Annotated in this window: 15 protein-coding genes; 5 read left to right on the forward strand and 10 right to left on the reverse strand. The window is 67.9% G+C overall.

Going from position 1 to position 14,983, the window contains the following annotated elements; all coding sequences use genetic code 11:
• Positions 1 to 9: 9 nt before the first annotated feature.
• Genes IPP28_02000 through IPP28_02010 form a run of 3 tightly spaced genes read right to left on the reverse strand, consistent with a single transcriptional unit; the run spans position 10 to position 3,075 of the window.
• On the reverse strand, positions 10 to 1,275 hold the full coding sequence (locus IPP28_02000; protein MBL0039827.1) for a hypothetical protein: 1,266 nt from the start codon (positions 1,273 to 1,275) through the stop codon (positions 10 to 12).
• Positions 1,272 to 2,282, reverse strand: coding sequence for a uroporphyrinogen-III C-methyltransferase (locus IPP28_02005; protein ID MBL0039828.1), 1,011 nt, complete (start codon positions 2,280 to 2,282; stop codon positions 1,272 to 1,274). Before IPP28_02005 ends, IPP28_02000 begins: the two co-directional genes overlap by 4 nt.
• Before the next feature lie 31 nt (positions 2,283 to 2,313).
• Positions 2,314 to 3,075, reverse strand: a complete 762-nt coding sequence (locus IPP28_02010) for a uroporphyrinogen-III synthase (protein ID MBL0039829.1) — start codon at positions 3,073 to 3,075, stop codon at positions 2,314 to 2,316.
• 63 nt (positions 3,076 to 3,138) lie between these two features.
• Between IPP28_02010 and IPP28_02015 the strand changes: the two genes are divergently transcribed.
• The 3 genes from IPP28_02015 (at position 3,139) to IPP28_02025 (ending at position 6,329) form a co-directional block, all read left to right on the forward strand.
• Entirely contained in the window at positions 3,139 to 3,615 is a 477-nt protein-coding gene (locus tag IPP28_02015) for a YiiD C-terminal domain-containing protein (GenBank protein MBL0039830.1), read from the forward strand.
• A 1-nt stretch (position 3,616) separates the two neighbouring features.
• A complete protein-coding gene (locus IPP28_02020; GenBank protein MBL0039831.1) occupies positions 3,617 to 4,021 on the forward strand; it encodes a hypothetical protein in 405 nt (134 codons plus the stop codon).
• A gap of 112 nt (positions 4,022 to 4,133) precedes the next feature.
• The gene (locus IPP28_02025; GenBank protein ID MBL0039832.1) at positions 4,134 to 6,329 is read left to right on the forward strand and encodes a HAMP domain-containing histidine kinase; all 2,196 of its coding nucleotides are present in this window, start codon (positions 4,134 to 4,136) and stop codon (positions 6,327 to 6,329) included.
• On the opposite strand, the gene IPP28_02030 is transcribed toward IPP28_02025, so the two are convergent.
• The 4 genes from IPP28_02030 to IPP28_02045 are packed head-to-tail and all read right to left on the reverse strand — an operon-like array spanning position 6,314 to position 8,147.
• Positions 6,314 to 6,997 carry a DUF3106 domain-containing protein gene (locus tag IPP28_02030; protein ID MBL0039833.1) on the reverse strand — a complete coding sequence of 228 codons (684 nt, stop codon included), beginning with the start codon at positions 6,995 to 6,997 and terminating at the stop codon, positions 6,314 to 6,316. The genes IPP28_02025 and IPP28_02030 overlap by 16 nt on opposite strands.
• The gene (locus tag IPP28_02035) at positions 6,990 to 7,208 is read right to left on the reverse strand and encodes a hypothetical protein (protein ID MBL0039834.1); all 219 of its coding nucleotides are present in this window, start codon (positions 7,206 to 7,208) and stop codon (positions 6,990 to 6,992) included. The genes IPP28_02030 and IPP28_02035 overlap by 8 nt, the downstream gene beginning before the upstream one ends.
• Before the next feature lie 2 nt (positions 7,209 to 7,210).
• Positions 7,211 to 7,567, reverse strand: a complete 357-nt coding sequence (locus IPP28_02040; protein ID MBL0039835.1) for a DUF3619 family protein — start codon at positions 7,565 to 7,567, stop codon at positions 7,211 to 7,213.
• Complete coding sequence (locus IPP28_02045; protein MBL0039836.1) at positions 7,560 to 8,147, reverse strand: RNA polymerase sigma factor; 588 nt, start codon at positions 8,145 to 8,147, stop codon at positions 7,560 to 7,562. Before IPP28_02045 ends, IPP28_02040 begins: the two co-directional genes overlap by 8 nt.
• 507 nt (positions 8,148 to 8,654) lie before the next feature.
• Between IPP28_02045 and IPP28_02050 the strand changes: the two genes are divergently transcribed.
• Both IPP28_02050 and puuE read left to right on the forward strand, forming a co-directional pair.
• Positions 8,655 to 10,826, forward strand: coding sequence for a primosomal protein N' (locus IPP28_02050; protein ID MBL0039837.1), 2,172 nt, complete (start codon positions 8,655 to 8,657; stop codon positions 10,824 to 10,826).
• Positions 10,827 to 10,864: 38 nt separating this feature from the next.
• On the forward strand, positions 10,865 to 11,797 hold the full coding sequence (gene puuE, locus IPP28_02055; GenBank protein MBL0039838.1) for an allantoinase PuuE: 933 nt from the start codon (positions 10,865 to 10,867) through the stop codon (positions 11,795 to 11,797).
• Here the strand turns inward: puuE and IPP28_02060 are convergent.
• The 3 genes from IPP28_02060 to IPP28_02070 are packed head-to-tail and all read right to left on the reverse strand — an operon-like array spanning position 11,794 to position 14,934.
• Positions 11,794 to 13,677: an ATP-binding cassette domain-containing protein gene (locus tag IPP28_02060; GenBank protein ID MBL0039839.1), complete on the reverse strand. Its 1,884-nt coding sequence runs from the start codon at positions 13,675 to 13,677 to the stop codon at positions 11,794 to 11,796. The two genes, puuE and IPP28_02060, sit on opposite strands and share 4 nt — an antisense overlap.
• Before the next feature lie 9 nt (positions 13,678 to 13,686).
• Positions 13,687 to 14,754 (reverse strand): helix-turn-helix domain-containing protein, encoded by a 1,068-nt coding sequence (locus IPP28_02065; GenBank protein MBL0039840.1) that lies wholly within the window; start codon positions 14,752 to 14,754, stop codon positions 13,687 to 13,689.
• A gap of 6 nt (positions 14,755 to 14,760) precedes the next feature.
• Complete coding sequence (locus tag IPP28_02070; GenBank protein ID MBL0039841.1) at positions 14,761 to 14,934, reverse strand: hypothetical protein; 174 nt, start codon at positions 14,932 to 14,934, stop codon at positions 14,761 to 14,763.
• Positions 14,935 to 14,983: the final 49 nt, after the last annotated feature.

Here is a 14,983-nt window from a genome sequence, read left to right on the forward strand (position 1 = left end):
CGCAGGAGATCAGCGCGGCAGGCGCGGAATGCCCATGTCGTCGCGCTCCTCGGCCACCGGCAGCGGGGCCAGCAGGTCTTCGACGCTGTGCTTCGCGATCAGCGACGCCGGCGCCTCGCCATGTTGCACGGCCAGTGCATTCGCCAGCGCCTTGGCGGTGCGCTCGGCATCGCCCTGCTCGGCATAACAACGCCCGAGTTCTTCCCAGGCATCGGCACCGGCATTGAAGGCGATGGCGCGGCGCAAGTAGTCCTCGGCCTTGATCCATGCGTGTTCCTGGCGACTGAGCCGACCCAGCGTCAGCAGCAGCGCCGGATCGTTCGCATGCGCTTCAAGCCAGCCTTCGGCGGTCTTCAGGCGCGGCGCCACCTTCGCGTCCGGCGGCAGCGCGCCATATGCGAGCACCAGGGTCGGCGCCCAGCCATGCTTCAGCGTCGCCTCGATCTCCTGCGCGGCCTGCCCGATCAGGTTCAATTGCACCGAGCGCTTCGCATAGGCGATCGCGACTTCGGCGATGCGCTTCTCGTCGCGGTTGAGGTCGGCCCACAGCGCGTGCAGGTTGATCGCGTCGGTGGTCTGCTCGATCGCCGCAACCAGGATGCGACAGACGAAGCGGGCCAGTTCCTCGGGTGGCAGTTGCTGGCTTTGGCGGATGCGCGGCAGGTACGCCAGAGCTTCGCGCCCGCGCTTGCGTGCCGCCAGCGCCTCGATCAGCCAGCGCGCGCCCATCGGAGACAGGCGCGAGGCCTGGGCCAGCGGCACCAGCATTTCGATGGCCGCGCCGGCACGTCCATCGAGCAGCTCGTTGCGGGCGCGCAATTCGGTCGCAAGATCATGCGTTTCCGCGGCCTCGGTGAGCCGATCGAGCAACCGTGTTTCCTCGGCACGATCGCCACGCGCATGCGCGGCCGCATGCGCGGCGATCAGCGCCGGCAACTTCAGGGTGCGCAGTTTCGTCGCCTTGATCAGCTGCTGGCCGGCACGGTTCGGACGACCGGCGACCAGCGCGATCATGCCGTCGAGAAAACGTCGGCGCGCGCTGCGTCGTGCCCCCGCCTGCCACAGCCGCAAGGGCCAACGCAGCAGCCAGACCAGGGCGTACAGCAGGGCCAGTGCCGTGAGCAACAGGAACACGGCATTGACGACCGTCGTCTCGATGGCGATGTCACCGCGCTGGATCAGCACATAGCCCGTGTCGCCGCGCAGCGCGTAGACCGCGAGCGCACCGACCACCGCTGCGACCAGCAACAGCAGCAGCAAGCGATACAAGGTCATCGCTCGACGCCTCGCGCGACGTCCTGGGTGTGGCGCAGGTTGACCAGCTGCTCGAGGGCCGCATGCGGCGTCGGCCACGGCGCAGGTTTGTAGGCGGCAAGCCGTGCCAGCTTCAGGCGCACGTCGCGAGTACTGGCCGCGTCGAGATCGAAACCGAATGCCAAGGCATCGCGCGCCTGTGCGACCAGGGCCTGGTAGCGCGCGACATCCTGCTGCCGCAACGCCTCCTCGGCATGCAGCAGATCGAGCGCAATGACCGCGCGCAGGGTGTCGGCGCCCAGCGGGCCGAGCATGCCGGCCTCGCGCGAACTGATGTGGCGCACCCGCACCAGACCGCGCAGCAGCGATTCGAAGCGACCGATCGCCGGTGCCGGAGTGGCGGCCGGGGCGTCGCCGCGCAGCGGCAGTTGCGGCAGGCGCGCGCGCAGATCCGCCAGCAGGACCAGGGTTTCGCCGTAGGCCTGCTGAGGCACGGCGTCGAGTGCGGCGATTTCCTGCGCCAAGGTCTGGCGCACGCCGGCGTAGCGCGGGTCTTCCAGGCGTGCGAGCTCACTGTCGGCCAGCCGCAGGGCAGAGGCTGCGGCTTCGGCGTCGCGGAACAGACGCAGGCGCTCGATGCCGGCCGAGAGCAGCAGCTCGGCCTGGTTCAGGCGCAGTTCGGAGACGCTGTCCATGCGGTTCTCGGCGACCCGCTTGATCGCCTGTTCGAGCAGGGCCGCCCGTTCGCTGACGCCCAGCAGTTCCTCGCGCAGACTGCGGTCGAGCGCGTCGTCGTCATCGAGACGGCGGGAAAGCGCCGACAGCTGGCGCCGCAGCTGACCGTTCTCTTCCTCGATCAGGACCATGCGCCGCGATATCGCCTCGCGTTCCTGCAGCGCACGGTCGGTGGCATCCACCACGTACCAGAGCGCGGCCGCGGTCGCGATCGCGACGGCCAGGGCCGTCAGAGCCAGCATCGATGCACCGCGACCATTGCGCGTCGGGGGCACGGAATTCACTTCGTTCATGCGTGTGTCTTCAGCATCCGTGGTCATGCTATCAGCGAGTGCGCTCGATCGCGGCGGCCAAGTCGACACTGTGCGCCGAGTCGGCCACCACCACATCACGGCAGTGCATGCCGCGCGCCAAGGCGGCGAGGCGGTCGCTGCTCACGAACATCGTCTCGCCGGCGAGACGCAGCCAGCGCGCCGAACCCAGCAGCGCGGGCAGCGCCAGCAAGGCTTCGCGACTGCTCACGATCAACTGGGGATGCGCCATCGCATCGACGCGGCGCAGGCTGTCCGGGCGGGCGTTGCACAACGCGCGCTCGTACACCGGCAAGTCGGCCGCATCGACACCGCGTTCACGCAAACGCTGGACCAACCAGTCGCGGCCACCGGCGCCGGTCATGCGCACCACCCGCTGCGCCCGCTCCAGCCACGGATGCATCAGCACTTCTTCACTGCGGAAACCGGACGTCGGCATCTCGGCAGGAATGCCATGCGCCGCCAGTGCCTGCGCAGTCGCCGGTCCTTGCGCAATGACGCCGCCGCGCGGCCGCCAGTCGGGCAACAGGTCGAACACGTGCCGCACGGCGAGCGTGCTCGCGAACACGACGACATCGGCATTCGCCGCAGCCTGCAGCGCGGTCGTCAGGACCATCGGATCATCGCGCGGCACCACCCGGAAGGGCGCCAGCGTCACCACCTGCGCGCCGCGCTTGCGCAACAGGTTGGCGAACGCGCGGTTCTCGCCCGCGGGCCGAGTCAGCACCAGGCCGCGTCCGCGCAATCCCGCGTGTTCGTTTTCCGCCGCATTCATCGCGTTGAGGTTAGTCCGCTTCGGCCCCGCCGTCATCGTTCGGCGCTTGCGCTCAGCGTAAGCATGTCGGCAGACTTGGACATGATCCACGATCCCTTGTCGCTCGAACGCACCATTCTCGAAACCATCCCGATGGCGCGGGCCATGGGCTTGAGCGTGGTCGACTACGACGGTCACCGGATCGCGTTGAATGCGCCGCTGGCACCGAACGTGAACGACAAGGGCTGCGCCTTCGGCGGCAGCCTGGCCAGCCTGATGACCCTGGCCGCGTGGGGGCTGGTGAATTTGAAGCTGTCCGAAGCCGGCGAACAAGCCGACGTGTTCGTGCAGGACAGTGCCATCAGCTACCTCAACCCGGTCTGGGACGCGCTGACCGCCGAGGCGGCCGCCGAGCCCGGTCAGGACTGGGCGCAGTTCATCACCGACTTGCGCGAACGTGGCAAGGCCCGCATCACCATGATGGCCGAAGTCGCGGTCGCCGAAGGCGGCGGCGTGGCCTGTCGGATGTTCGGAAAGTTCGTCGCCAAACGGAGTGCCTGAGATGCGTCTGCTGCTTCGTCTCCCTGCGATGCTGTGCCTGCTGCTGCTCGCCGCCTGTGCCACCCAGCGCGAGCAGGACAAACTGCTGGACGCCACGCTCGACCAATACGCCGCCACGATCCGCTGGGGCAATGTGGATGATGCGCTCAGCTTCCTGGCACCCGATGCACCGCGGCCGAGCGCTTTCGAGATCGAACGCCTGAAACAGCTGCAGATCGCCGGTTACCGCGAGCAGCCGCCGGTCCTGTTGTCGCCGACCGAAATCGAACAGGTCGCACAGATCGATTTCGTGAATCGCCACACCCAGGAGGGCAAGTCGGCGATCGAACGCATGCGCTGGCGCTATGACGCGACCGCCCAGCGCTGGTGGCTGGTCAGCGGCTTGCCGAAGCTGCAGTCGCAATGAGCCGCGGCCGCGCCTGAACCGGAAGCGCCAGCCCGACCGCAGCGGGCTGTGACGATATGGCACGTGGGTTATTCTTGCCGCTGCGCCGACCGCGCCGCTCCCCGGGTCATCGATGTTCTCTTCTCGCCGCCGCAACCTGCTCCCGCTCTGGCGCCGCTGGGCACTGGGACTGGTGTTGTCGGGATTGGCGCTGACGCAGGTCGCGCTGGCCAGCGAGGACGACTCGATGGCGGCCGCGGATGCCGAGCGCGCCCTGGCCGAAATCCGCATCGACCAGCTCAACCTGACCGCCGAGAGTCTGGCGCGCACCGATCCGGCGCGCGCCGAGCAGCTGGCCTCGGATGCGTTCGTGGGCGCCCGCGACCAGCATTACGAATTCGGTCGCATCGAGGCCTTGCACAATCTGGGTCGCATCGCGCGGCTGCGCGGCCAGTTGCAGGCGGCGAGCGGCTATCTGGTCGAGGCGCTGTCGGCGGCCGAAGCCCTTGGCGAGCAACGCCTGATCGCGAAGGTCGGCAACAGCTATGGCACCACGCTCGAACGCCAGGGTCTGGATGCCGAGGCCCTCGACCGTCACCAGCGCGTGCAGAATCTGTGGCGCGATCTCGACGACACGCCGGGACTGATCGCGTCATCGATCAACATCGCGCGGGTGTTCGAGCGGCGCCAGGCCTGGAACGATGCGCAGCGCCACTACGAAGCCGCGCTGCAGCAATACGATGCCTATGCCACACCCGAACTGGTGCCGGCCCAGGACGTCGCCGCGATCTGGATGGGTCAGGGACGCATCGCGCTCGCGCGCGGACTCGTCGATCAGGCCGAATACGCCTTCACGCGTGCCCTGAAGTTGCAGACCGATCACCAGGATGTCGTCGGCGAAAGCACGGCACGCGCCGGCCTCGCCCGGGTCGCTGCGGCGCGCGGCGATGATGCTGCGGCGATCGGCGGCTTCGAGCAGGCGCTGGCGCTGGCCGGCCGGGTCGGCGCGCGCACCGAGATGGTCGAGGCCCTGGCCCAACTCGGGCGCCTTCATCTCGATCGCGCCGGCAATGAACTCTCCGGTGTCGCCCGCCGCGAACGCCTGCAGCACGCGCTCGATTTCACCCAGCGCGCGCTGCAACTCGGTCGTCAGGGTGAAAGCGATCGCTCGGTCCAGATCAACCTGCATCGGCAACTCGCCGACGTGCACGAATTGCAGGGCGACAGCGCCCGTGCGCTGACCGATCTGAAGACCGCGCACGAATTGCGCGAACGCCAGTTCCAGGAGCAAAGCGAAGCGCGCTACGCCCTGCTGGCGAACACCGCGAACGCGCGCGAACGCGAGCGCGAGCTGCTGGCGCTGCGCGCGGAGAGCGAACAGCAGGCGGAGATTCTGGCCCAGGAGACGCTGTTGAAGCGCGCCCTGACGGCGGCGGTGATTCTGCTCGCGGGCATCGCCGTGCTGCTGACCGTGCGCTTCATCGAAAGCGGCCGCGCCGCACGCCAGCGTGCGGAGGCCAACGCGCGGCTCGCGGTCGCGCTGCAGACGGCCGAACAGGCGCGCGTTCGCGCCGAGGAAGCCGATCGCGTCAAGACCGAAATGCTCGGCATCGCCGCGCACGACCTGCGCAATCCGCTCAGTTCGATCATCGGTTTCGCCGACCTGATTCGGGCCGAACGCGAATCGATCGAGGATGCGCGTCGCCATGCCAACATCATCGTCGCTGCGGCCGAGCGCACGCTCAAGCTGGTCAGCGATCTGCTGGAGTCTTCGGTGCTCGATGCCGGTCAGATCAAGCTGCAGCAGGCGCCCTGCGATCTCGCCGTCCTGGTCGCCGATGCCCTGAGCCGGGTCGCTGCACGCGCGCAGGCGAAGCAGCAGCAGATCGACTTCCGCGCCGCCGCCGGCGCCATCGTGCTGGCCGATGCGGAACGGCTCGACCAGGTGTTCGAGAACCTGTTGTCGAATGCCATCAAGTTCTCGCCGGTGAAAGGGCTGATCGAAGTCTGGATCGAACTGGATGCGGAGCGTGCGCGCGTCGCGGTCCGCGACTACGGGCCGGGTCTGTCGGTGGATGACCGGCGCCAGTTGTTCCGGCGCTTCCAGCGGCTGTCCGCGCGCCCGACCGGCGGCGAAAGTTCGACCGGCCTCGGTCTCGCCATCGTCAAGGACCTGGTCGAATTGCACGGCGGCACGGTGCGCGCGGAATCAGAGGGCATCGGCCGCGGCGCCACCTTCCTGGTGGAGTTGCCGCGTCTGCAGAATCCGCCGCTGCGGATGGCGACCGCCGCGAACGAAACCGATCCGGCGCATCAACGCACCGGCTGAACCTCGGCGGTCGGCAAGGTCTCGATGAAGGCGAGACGTTCGTCCACGCCCATCGCCAGCAGTCGCGCGTGCAGGGCCTGGCGTTCCTGCGGCGGCAGGCTGCGCATGTGCGCGAGCAGGCGCTGCCGTTCCGGGGGCGTGAAGCGCGCGATCATCTCCTGAGTCGCGGCGCGCTGGTCCGGCGGCACTTGCTGCAACATGCGTTCGCGGGCACCGAGCTGTTCGTTGCGCATGCCTTCGATATAGGCGCGGCGTTCCTTCGGCGACATGCCTTCGAAGCGGCGACGCATTTGCGCACGCTGTGCCGGGCTGAGTTGCTGGAAGCGCTGGTAGGTGCCGCGCAGTCGCTGCTGCTGTTCCGGCGGCAATTGCCGGAACGCGCGGTAGCGCTCGCGGATGCGGCGCTTCTCGGTGTCCGGCAATTTCTGCCAGTCGCCGAATCGCTGCGCCGCACCGCGCTTGTCCTGCGGCGTCATCGCGTTCCAGCGCTGGGCGCCGAGGCGAAGGTTCTGCCGTGTCTCGGCGGGCAGGGTCGGCCACTGTTCGGCGAATGGCATCAACACGCGCTGTTCGGCCGGGGTCAACGCGTCGAACGCGACGTCGTCCGCGGCCATCGCGCTGCCGGCCGCAGCCAACAGCGCGAACACCAGCACGCGCAGGCTAGTCATCGACAGCTTTCTTGGCGGGAATGGACGCGGCATCGTCGGTCTTGGATTTCGGGGCAGTTTCGGGATGCTGGTGGGGTGTCGTTGTCGTGTCGTCGGGCAATTCGCGTTCGATGCGGACCGGATCTTCGGGCTTGCCCTCGGCGTCGGCGAACTCGGCGAGATAGAGCAGCAGCTCGGCACTCGGCGCGTCGACCGCGTCGCTGGCGCGCACGTCTAGCCAGACGCCGGCTGCGCATCCAGCCAGGCATAGAAATCGAGCTCCTCGTAGAGTTCGAGATTCTCGGACCCGGCCAGCATCGTGAAGTCGTCCGGCAAGGTGCCGGCGGTCGGCACCGGCACCGTTTCCGGCATCAGTCGCGGCCAGACCGCGACCGCCAGTGCCAGCGAGAAAGCGCCAGCCAACGTCGCCGGCCACAGCCATCGCCGTGGCACCGGCTTCCGCGCCGCCTGCAGCGCCGACTGGCGCGCCTGGTTCAAGCGCGACAGGGTCGCCGCATCGAGATCGCGGGCGCTGGTATCGAGCTGCTGGCGGATGCGGTCGGTCCACGGTGCCTCGTCGTGCTCAGCCATGATGGTGCTCCAATCGTGTGCGCAAGGCCGTCATCGCGCGCGACAGATGGGTTTTGACGCTGCCTTCGCTGCAGGCCATGGCGCGCGCCGTGTCGGCCACGTCCAGTCCTTCCCAGACCCGCAACAGAAAAGCCTGGCGCTGCCGGTTCGGCAGCGCACGCAGCGCGAGGTCGAGCGCATCGGCCGTTTCGGCATCGGCGACATGCTGACAGGGTTGCGGCGCGCGCGGATCGGCGACATTCGCGAGCGGGTCAGCGTCCTCGTCGCGACCGACGATGCGATCGATCCAGCCGAGCCAGCGCGAACGCACCTGGTGGCGACGATGGAAATCGAGCACGCGACTGTCGAGCACGCGGTGGAACAGGGGCGCCCAGTCGGTCGCCGGCTTGTCGCGGTAATTGCGCACGAAGGTCAACATGCAATCCTGGACAATGTCGAGCGCGTCCTCGCGATTGCCGACACCGAATTCGGCCATGCGCAAGGCCCGGCGTTCGACGCCGCGCAGGAACGCGTCGAGCGCATCGTGGTTGCGGGCGCCCGGCGTACCGGCACGCGGGGTCGCGGGGCGGTCGCTGTCCATCCAGTGCATCGCCAAAGTGTGGGTCATTGTAGGGGCGCGGTGGGGATTCGAGGATCGCTAACGCCGCTCCGGAAAAACGGTTGACACGGAGCCGGACAGCCGCTCCGCCGCATTCCTGCTCGGGGCGGTTTTGCGCTGTAGTTCACAGGCAGGCCGATCCTTGTCAAGCGTCGCTCCCGATGTCTCCGTATGGCCACGGGTTTTCGGCGGCACGTCTACAACCATTTGTTTTCGTTGCTTAAATTATTGTGGCTAGTTTTTGACCGGGCAAGCTGGAGGCCGCGTCGGGCCGCGCTCGGCGACGCTTGTTGGTGGCTCCATCCACACAGTTATCCACAGCGGCTGTGGATAAGACAGTTTCTGATATTGGATCAATTGCTTGACGCAGATTTCTCGACATGACGTGATGAGTCGTCACGACATCGATCACTGATGCGGAATTCCGGACCGATCCGGCCTGTGGAACCAACCGCTAGACTGCGCGCCCGGCCTCCGAATCGCGTCCCCATGCCCGTTGTCCTGCGCGTGGCCGTGCCCGCGCCGCTGCCCGAGTTGTTCGACTATCTGCCACCCGCCGGTACCGCAGCATCGGCGATCGCGATCGGCGCACGCCTGCGCGTTCCGTTCGGCGCGCGCGAGCTGATCGGGGTGGTCGTCGAACGTGCCGAGGTCCCGGAGAACCCGAAACTGCGTGCCGCGCTGGCGCAGTTCGATCCTGCGCCGGTATTCCCGGAATCGTTGTGGCGCAGCCTGCTCTGGGCCGCGCGCTACTACGCCTATCCGCTCGGCGAAGCACTGGCCAACGCCTTGCCGGCACCAGTGCGCGACCGGCTGGCGTCGGCTCCGACGCATCGCGATCTGGTGCTGCGCCTGCGACCCGACCCGGTGCAGCGCGCGAATCTCCGCGACGGCAGCGCACCGGCCGCGATGTACGACACGTTGCTGCAGGGGCCATGCAGCTGGACAGCATTGCGCCTGCAGATTGCGCAGGCCGCGACGGCCAAGCGACGACTGCTGCAACTGGGTTTGATCGACACATTGTCGCTCGACGACGCGCCACGACGTTTCCAGACCACGGCGCCGGACTTGAACCCGGGCCAGCGCAATGCGGTGGCGCAGATCGGCGCGACCCTGGGCGGCTTCGCCACCACCCTGCTCGAAGGCATCACCGGCAGCGGCAAGACCGAGGTCTATCTGGCGCTGATGCAGCAGGTGCTGGCGCGCGGCGAACAGGTGCTGGTGCTGGTGCCGGAAATCGGACTGACGCCACAGACCCTGGCGCGCTTCCGCGAGCGTCTGGCGGCACCGGTGCTGGCCTGGCATTCCGGACTCGCCGATGGCGCGCGTGCACGTGCCTTCGAACGCGCACGCGCCGACACCCCGCTGGTGGTGATCGGCACGCGCTCGGCGGTGTTTGCACCGCTGCCGAAGCTGGGTCTGATCATCATCGACGAGGAACACGATGCCTCGTTCAAGCAACACGAGGGCTTCCGCTATCACGCCCGCGATGTTGCGCTGGTGCGGGCGAAGCACGGCGATATCGCGGTCGTGCTGGGCAGCGCAACGCCGGCGCTGGAGAGCCTCGCCAATGTCGAACGCGGTCGCTACCGGCAGGTGCGGCTGGACACCCGCGCCGGCCACGCGCAGCCGCCCGCGGTCGACGTCATCGATGTGCGTCGCGAACGACTGCAAGACGGCCTCGGCACGCAGGCGTTGACGGCCATCGCCGATGCCGTCGCGCGCGGCGAACAGGCCCTGGTGTTCCGCAACCGCCGCGGCTTCGCACCGGTCCTGCATTGCATCGACTGCGGCTGGCATGGCGACTGTGAGCGCTGTGAACGGCCCTACACCCTGCATCGCGGTCGTGCGCGGCTGGTCTGTCATCACTGTGGCCGCGAGCGGGCCGTGCCGACGCAATGCCCGGCATGCAACGGCGACAGCCTGACCCCGGTCGGGATCGGCACCGAACGCCTGGAGGCGGCCCTGTCGCAGCGTTTCCCGCAGATTCCGGTGCTGCGTCTCGATCGCGACAGCGCGCGTTCGGCCGACCAGTTCGAGCGCGTGCTGGCGCGCGCGCATGCCGGCGAGGCCTGCATCCTGGTCGGTACGCAGATGCTGGCGAAAGGTCACGACCTGCACGGCGTCACGCTGGCGGTGATCGCCGACGCCGACGGCGGCCTGTACAGCGCCGATCCGCGTGCCGGCGAGCGTCTGGCGCAGCTGGTGATCCAGGTCGCCGGCCGGGCCGGCCGCGGCGCGCGCCGGGGTCGCGTGCTGATCCAGACCCATCATCCCGAACACGCGCTGTTCCGAACCCTGCTCTCGGGCGGCTATCCGGCCTTTGCGCAGGCCGAACTGCGTTTGCGCGAGGCATTGGCCCTGCCGCCGTTTTCGTCGCAGGCGGTGCTGCGCGCGGAGGCACGCGAGCGCGTGCAGGTCGAACAATTCCTCCGCGATGCGGCGGCGCTGGTCCGCCGCGACGGCGTCACCGTGGCCGGCCCGCTGGCGGCACCGCATGCGCGCCGCGCCGGCTACGAGCGCGCGCAACTGCTGCTCGAAGCGCCCCAGCGCCGTGATCTGCATGGCGTCCTCGAACCGTTGCTGCCGCAGCTGTACGCGCATCCGCTGGCGCGCCGCATCCGCTGGTCGCTCGACGTCGATCCGGTCGCATTCGACTGAGCGCTTGCCAGACGCGTCGCGATCGTGACACTAGGGCCATGACCGATGCCCCCTACCCGCGCGACCTGATCGGCTACGGCCGCAACCCGCCGCATGCACGCTGGCCGGGCGGCGCCCGGATCGCCGTGCAATTCGTGCTGAATTACGAAGAGGGCGGCGAGAACTGCGTCCTGCACGGCGACGGCGGCTCCGAGCAATTCCTGTCCGAGATCATCGGTGCCGCAAGTTATCCGGATCGTCACCTGAGCATGGAGTCGATCTACGAATACGGCGCGCGCGTCGGCGGCTGGCGGATCCTGCGCGAGTTCGAGAAACGCGCCCTGCCCCTGACTGTGTTCGGCGTGGCGATGGCGATGCAGCGCCATCCCGAATTCATTCAGGCCTGCGCCGAAGTCGGCCACGAGATCGCGGCGCACGGCTGGCGCTGGATCCACTACCAGAACATCCCCGAGGACATCGAACGCGAGCACCTCGAACGCGCGGTCGCAATCCAGCGTGCGCTCACCGGCAGCGCGCCGCTCGGCTGGTACACCGGACGCGATTCACCGAACACGCGCCGGCTCGTGGTCGAGCACGGCGGCTTCGAGTACGACAGCGACTATTACGGCGACGATCTGCCGTTCTGGAGCCAAGTCGAGATCTCCGACGGTTCCCGCCGGCCGCATTTGATCGTGCCGTACACGCTCGACACCAACGACATGCGCTTCGCGACACCGCAGGGCTTCAACACCGCAGCGCATTTCTTCGACTATTTGCGCGACAGTTTCGACACGCTGTACGCGGAGGGCGCGGAAACGCCGCGAATGATGTCGATCGGCATGCACTGCCGCCTGCTCGGCCGACCCGGACGCATCGTGGCGCTGCAGCGCTTCCTCGACCACATCGAGCGCCATGACCGGGTGTGGGTCTGCCGGCGCATCGACATCGCGCAACACTGGATGGAAACCCATCCGTTCGTCGCAGCGAGTTAGTTCGAGAGCGCTTCCACGGCTTCGGCGGCACCCAGCCAGCGGGCTTCGGCCTCGTCGAGCTTGCGTCGCGCCTCTGCCTGGCGCTGGGTCGCGGCGAGGACCTTGAACTTGTCCTGGTTGAAGAAGCCCGGCGCGGCGACTTCGGCATCGGCCAGCTGCATCGCCTTCTGCAACTGCTCCATATCGGCCTCGGCGGCCTTCAGGGCATCGCGCAGCGCGCGCTCCTGCTTCTTCTGGGCCTTGTCGTTCTGGCGCGGCGATCGCTCCGAATTTCCCGGTTTCGTGCTGCCCGCGTCATTGCGCGGGCCATTGCCACGGGTACTCAGCCATTTCGCGTATTCGTCGAGATCGCCGTCGAACTCGCCCACGGCACCGTCGCAGACACGGATCAACTGGTCGCAGGTGGCACCGACGAGATGGCGGTCATGCGAGACCAGCACGACCGCGCCATCAAAATCCGACAGCGCGATTTCGAGTGCCTGGCGCATGTCGAGATCGAGATGGTTGGTCGGTTCGTCGAGCAGCAGCAGGTTGGGCTTGCGATACACGACCATCGCCAGCGCGAGCCGGGCCTTCTCGCCGCCGGAAAAGGGTGCGACCGATTCGAACACGCGGTCGCCGACGAAGTTGAAGCTGCCGAGGACACTGCGCAGTTCCTGTTCGCCCTTCTTCGGGTCGAGCAGCTTGAAGTGTTCGAGCGGCGACAGGTTCGGATGCAACTGCTCGAGCTGATGCTGCGCGAAATAGCCGACGCGCAGATCCGGATGGCGGGTCATCTCGCCGTCGCGGATGTCGAGCTCGCCGGCCAGCAGCTTGACCAGAGTCGACTTGCCCTCGCCATTCGGGCCGACCAGCCCGATGCGCTGGCCCGGTTCGAGACTGAGCTTGATGCGCGAGAGCACGGTGCGTTCGCCATAACCGACCGCGGCATCGTGCAGGCGGATGAGGGGCGAGGGCAACCGGTCCGGCTGCGGGAAATCGAAGCTGAATTCGCTGTCGGCCATGACCGGCGCGACCAGCTTGATGCGCTCGATCATCTTGACGCGCGACTGCGCCTGGCGCGCCTTCGCGGCACTGGCTTTGAAGCGATCGACGAAACTCTGCAGGTGCGCGATCGTGCGTTGCTGTGCGGCCGACACGGCCGCCTGCTGCGCCAGACGATCGGCGCGCAGGCGTTCGAATTGCGAATAGTTGCCGGTGTACAGCGTGGCCTTGCTCTCGGCCAGATGCAGGGTATGGGTGCACACGGCGTCGAGGAATTCGCGGTCATGCGAGATCAGCAGCAGCGTGCCTTCATAGGCCAGCAGCCAGTTCTGCAGCCAGACCACGGCATCGATGTCGAGATGGTTGGTCGGTTCGTCGAGCAGCAGCAGGTCGGCGCGCGTCATCAGCACGCGTGCCAGATTCAGGCGCATGCGCCAGCCGCCGGAGAACGAATCGACCGGGTTGTTGATGGTGTCCGGCTTGAAGCCGAGGCCGTCGAGCATGCGCGCCGCGCGCGCCGCCGCGGCATAGCCGCCGATCGCGTGCAGGCGTTCGTGGCCATGACCGATGCGGTCGGCGTCGTGCACGATTTCGGCCTCGCGCAGATCCGCCTCGACCGCGCGCAACTCGGCATCGCCGTCGAGCACGTACTCGATCGCCGGCGCCGTGGTGTGCGGCATCTCCTGCGCGACCGACGCGATCAGCAGGTTGCGCGGCAGCGATACGTCACCTTGATCGGCCGAAATCTCGCCCTGGATCAAGGCGAACAGGCTGGACTTGCCGGTGCCGTTGCGACCGACGAAACCGACACGCTGGCCACGGTGGATGGTCGCGGACAAGCCATCGATGAGCACCCGCGGCCCACGCCGCAGGCGAAGATTGGAGAAACTGAGCATGGACGTAGTCTAGCGGGCCGTGCCTGAATCACGATGGCCTGATACCGCTGGACCTTGGCGATAGTGACCGGGCGTCACGCCGGTCCAGCGCCTGAAGCAGCGCGCGAAGTTGCTGGCATCGGCGTAGCCGAGGCGTTCGGCGATGCGCTCGATCGGCAGGTCGGTATCGCGCAGCCAGAAGCGGGCGCGCTCGCTGCGCAGTTCGTCGCCCAGTGCACGCAGGCTATGGCCTTCGTCGGCCAGGCGCCGGAACAGGCTGCGGGTGGACAGATGCAGTTGCGCGGCGATCTCCTCCGCGCCCGGCAGGCGATCGGCACTGTCGGCCAGCAGCATGCGCACGCGTTCGCCGACGCGCCGGCGCTGCTGATGGGCTTCGAGCAGGCGCGCGCACTCTGCCGCAGCGCGGGCGTGACTGCGGGCATCGGCGGTGAGGCAACTTCGCGCCAGCAGTTCGGCCGGGAATTGCAGGCGCAGCACATCGCCGCGGACGAAGTGCACCGTCCCTTCGAGATGGTCGCGATAGCGTTCCAGCCAAGCTGGCGCCAGTCCCGGCACGCGATAACACGCGTCACGCATGCTGGTGCCGGACAGCGATTGCAGGACGCGTTCGATGATCACCAGCATCGCGTCGAACACGAAGCCGCGCGCCTCGCCCAGATCGAGCGCATCGGTGATCGACAGCTCGCCGCCGGCACGCGTCGGCCGCCAGTCGAAACGCAGCGCGCGGGTACGCAGCGGTGCGAAGCGCGCGATCGTCTGCAGCGCTTCCTCCAGGGTGCCGCTCGCAAAGGCCGCGCTGCCGACCAGACCATGCGTATGGGTTTGCGCGGCGGCACCGAGCTCGAGCCCGAGCCAGGGCGTCGCGGTCGCCGTCAACGCCGCAGCCATCCATTCGCGCGCCGGCGCCAGCGGCAACATCGCGTCCTCGTCGCGAATCGGCGCCCGGGAGGCCTGCAACAGGGCCGGAATCTCGACAGCACGCCGTGCCAGCACCGCCCCGAGCACGCGCAGATAGATGGGATGGAACGCGGGTGCGTTGGCGCCCGTCGTCGTGTCGCGACGCCCGCCGGCGCGCATCGTCGCTCAGTCCGACTTCTTCACGAGCGGATCGAGGAAAACGATCAGAAAGGTCGCCACCGGCCCAAGCAACAGCGACAACAGCCACCAGTTCAGGCCACTGCGGCCCTTGCCTTGCGCCAGTCCGGCATTGACCAGGGACAGCGTGCCCCAGCCGACGAAGTAGGAACCGTTGCTCATGTCCATGACCTGCACTCCGACGGGAAACTGCGCCCGATCATGCGCGGCG

The sequence above is a fragment of the Lysobacterales bacterium genome (assembly GCA_016721845.1).
Taxonomy (GTDB): Bacteria; Pseudomonadota; Gammaproteobacteria; order Xanthomonadales; family Ahniellaceae; genus JADKHK01.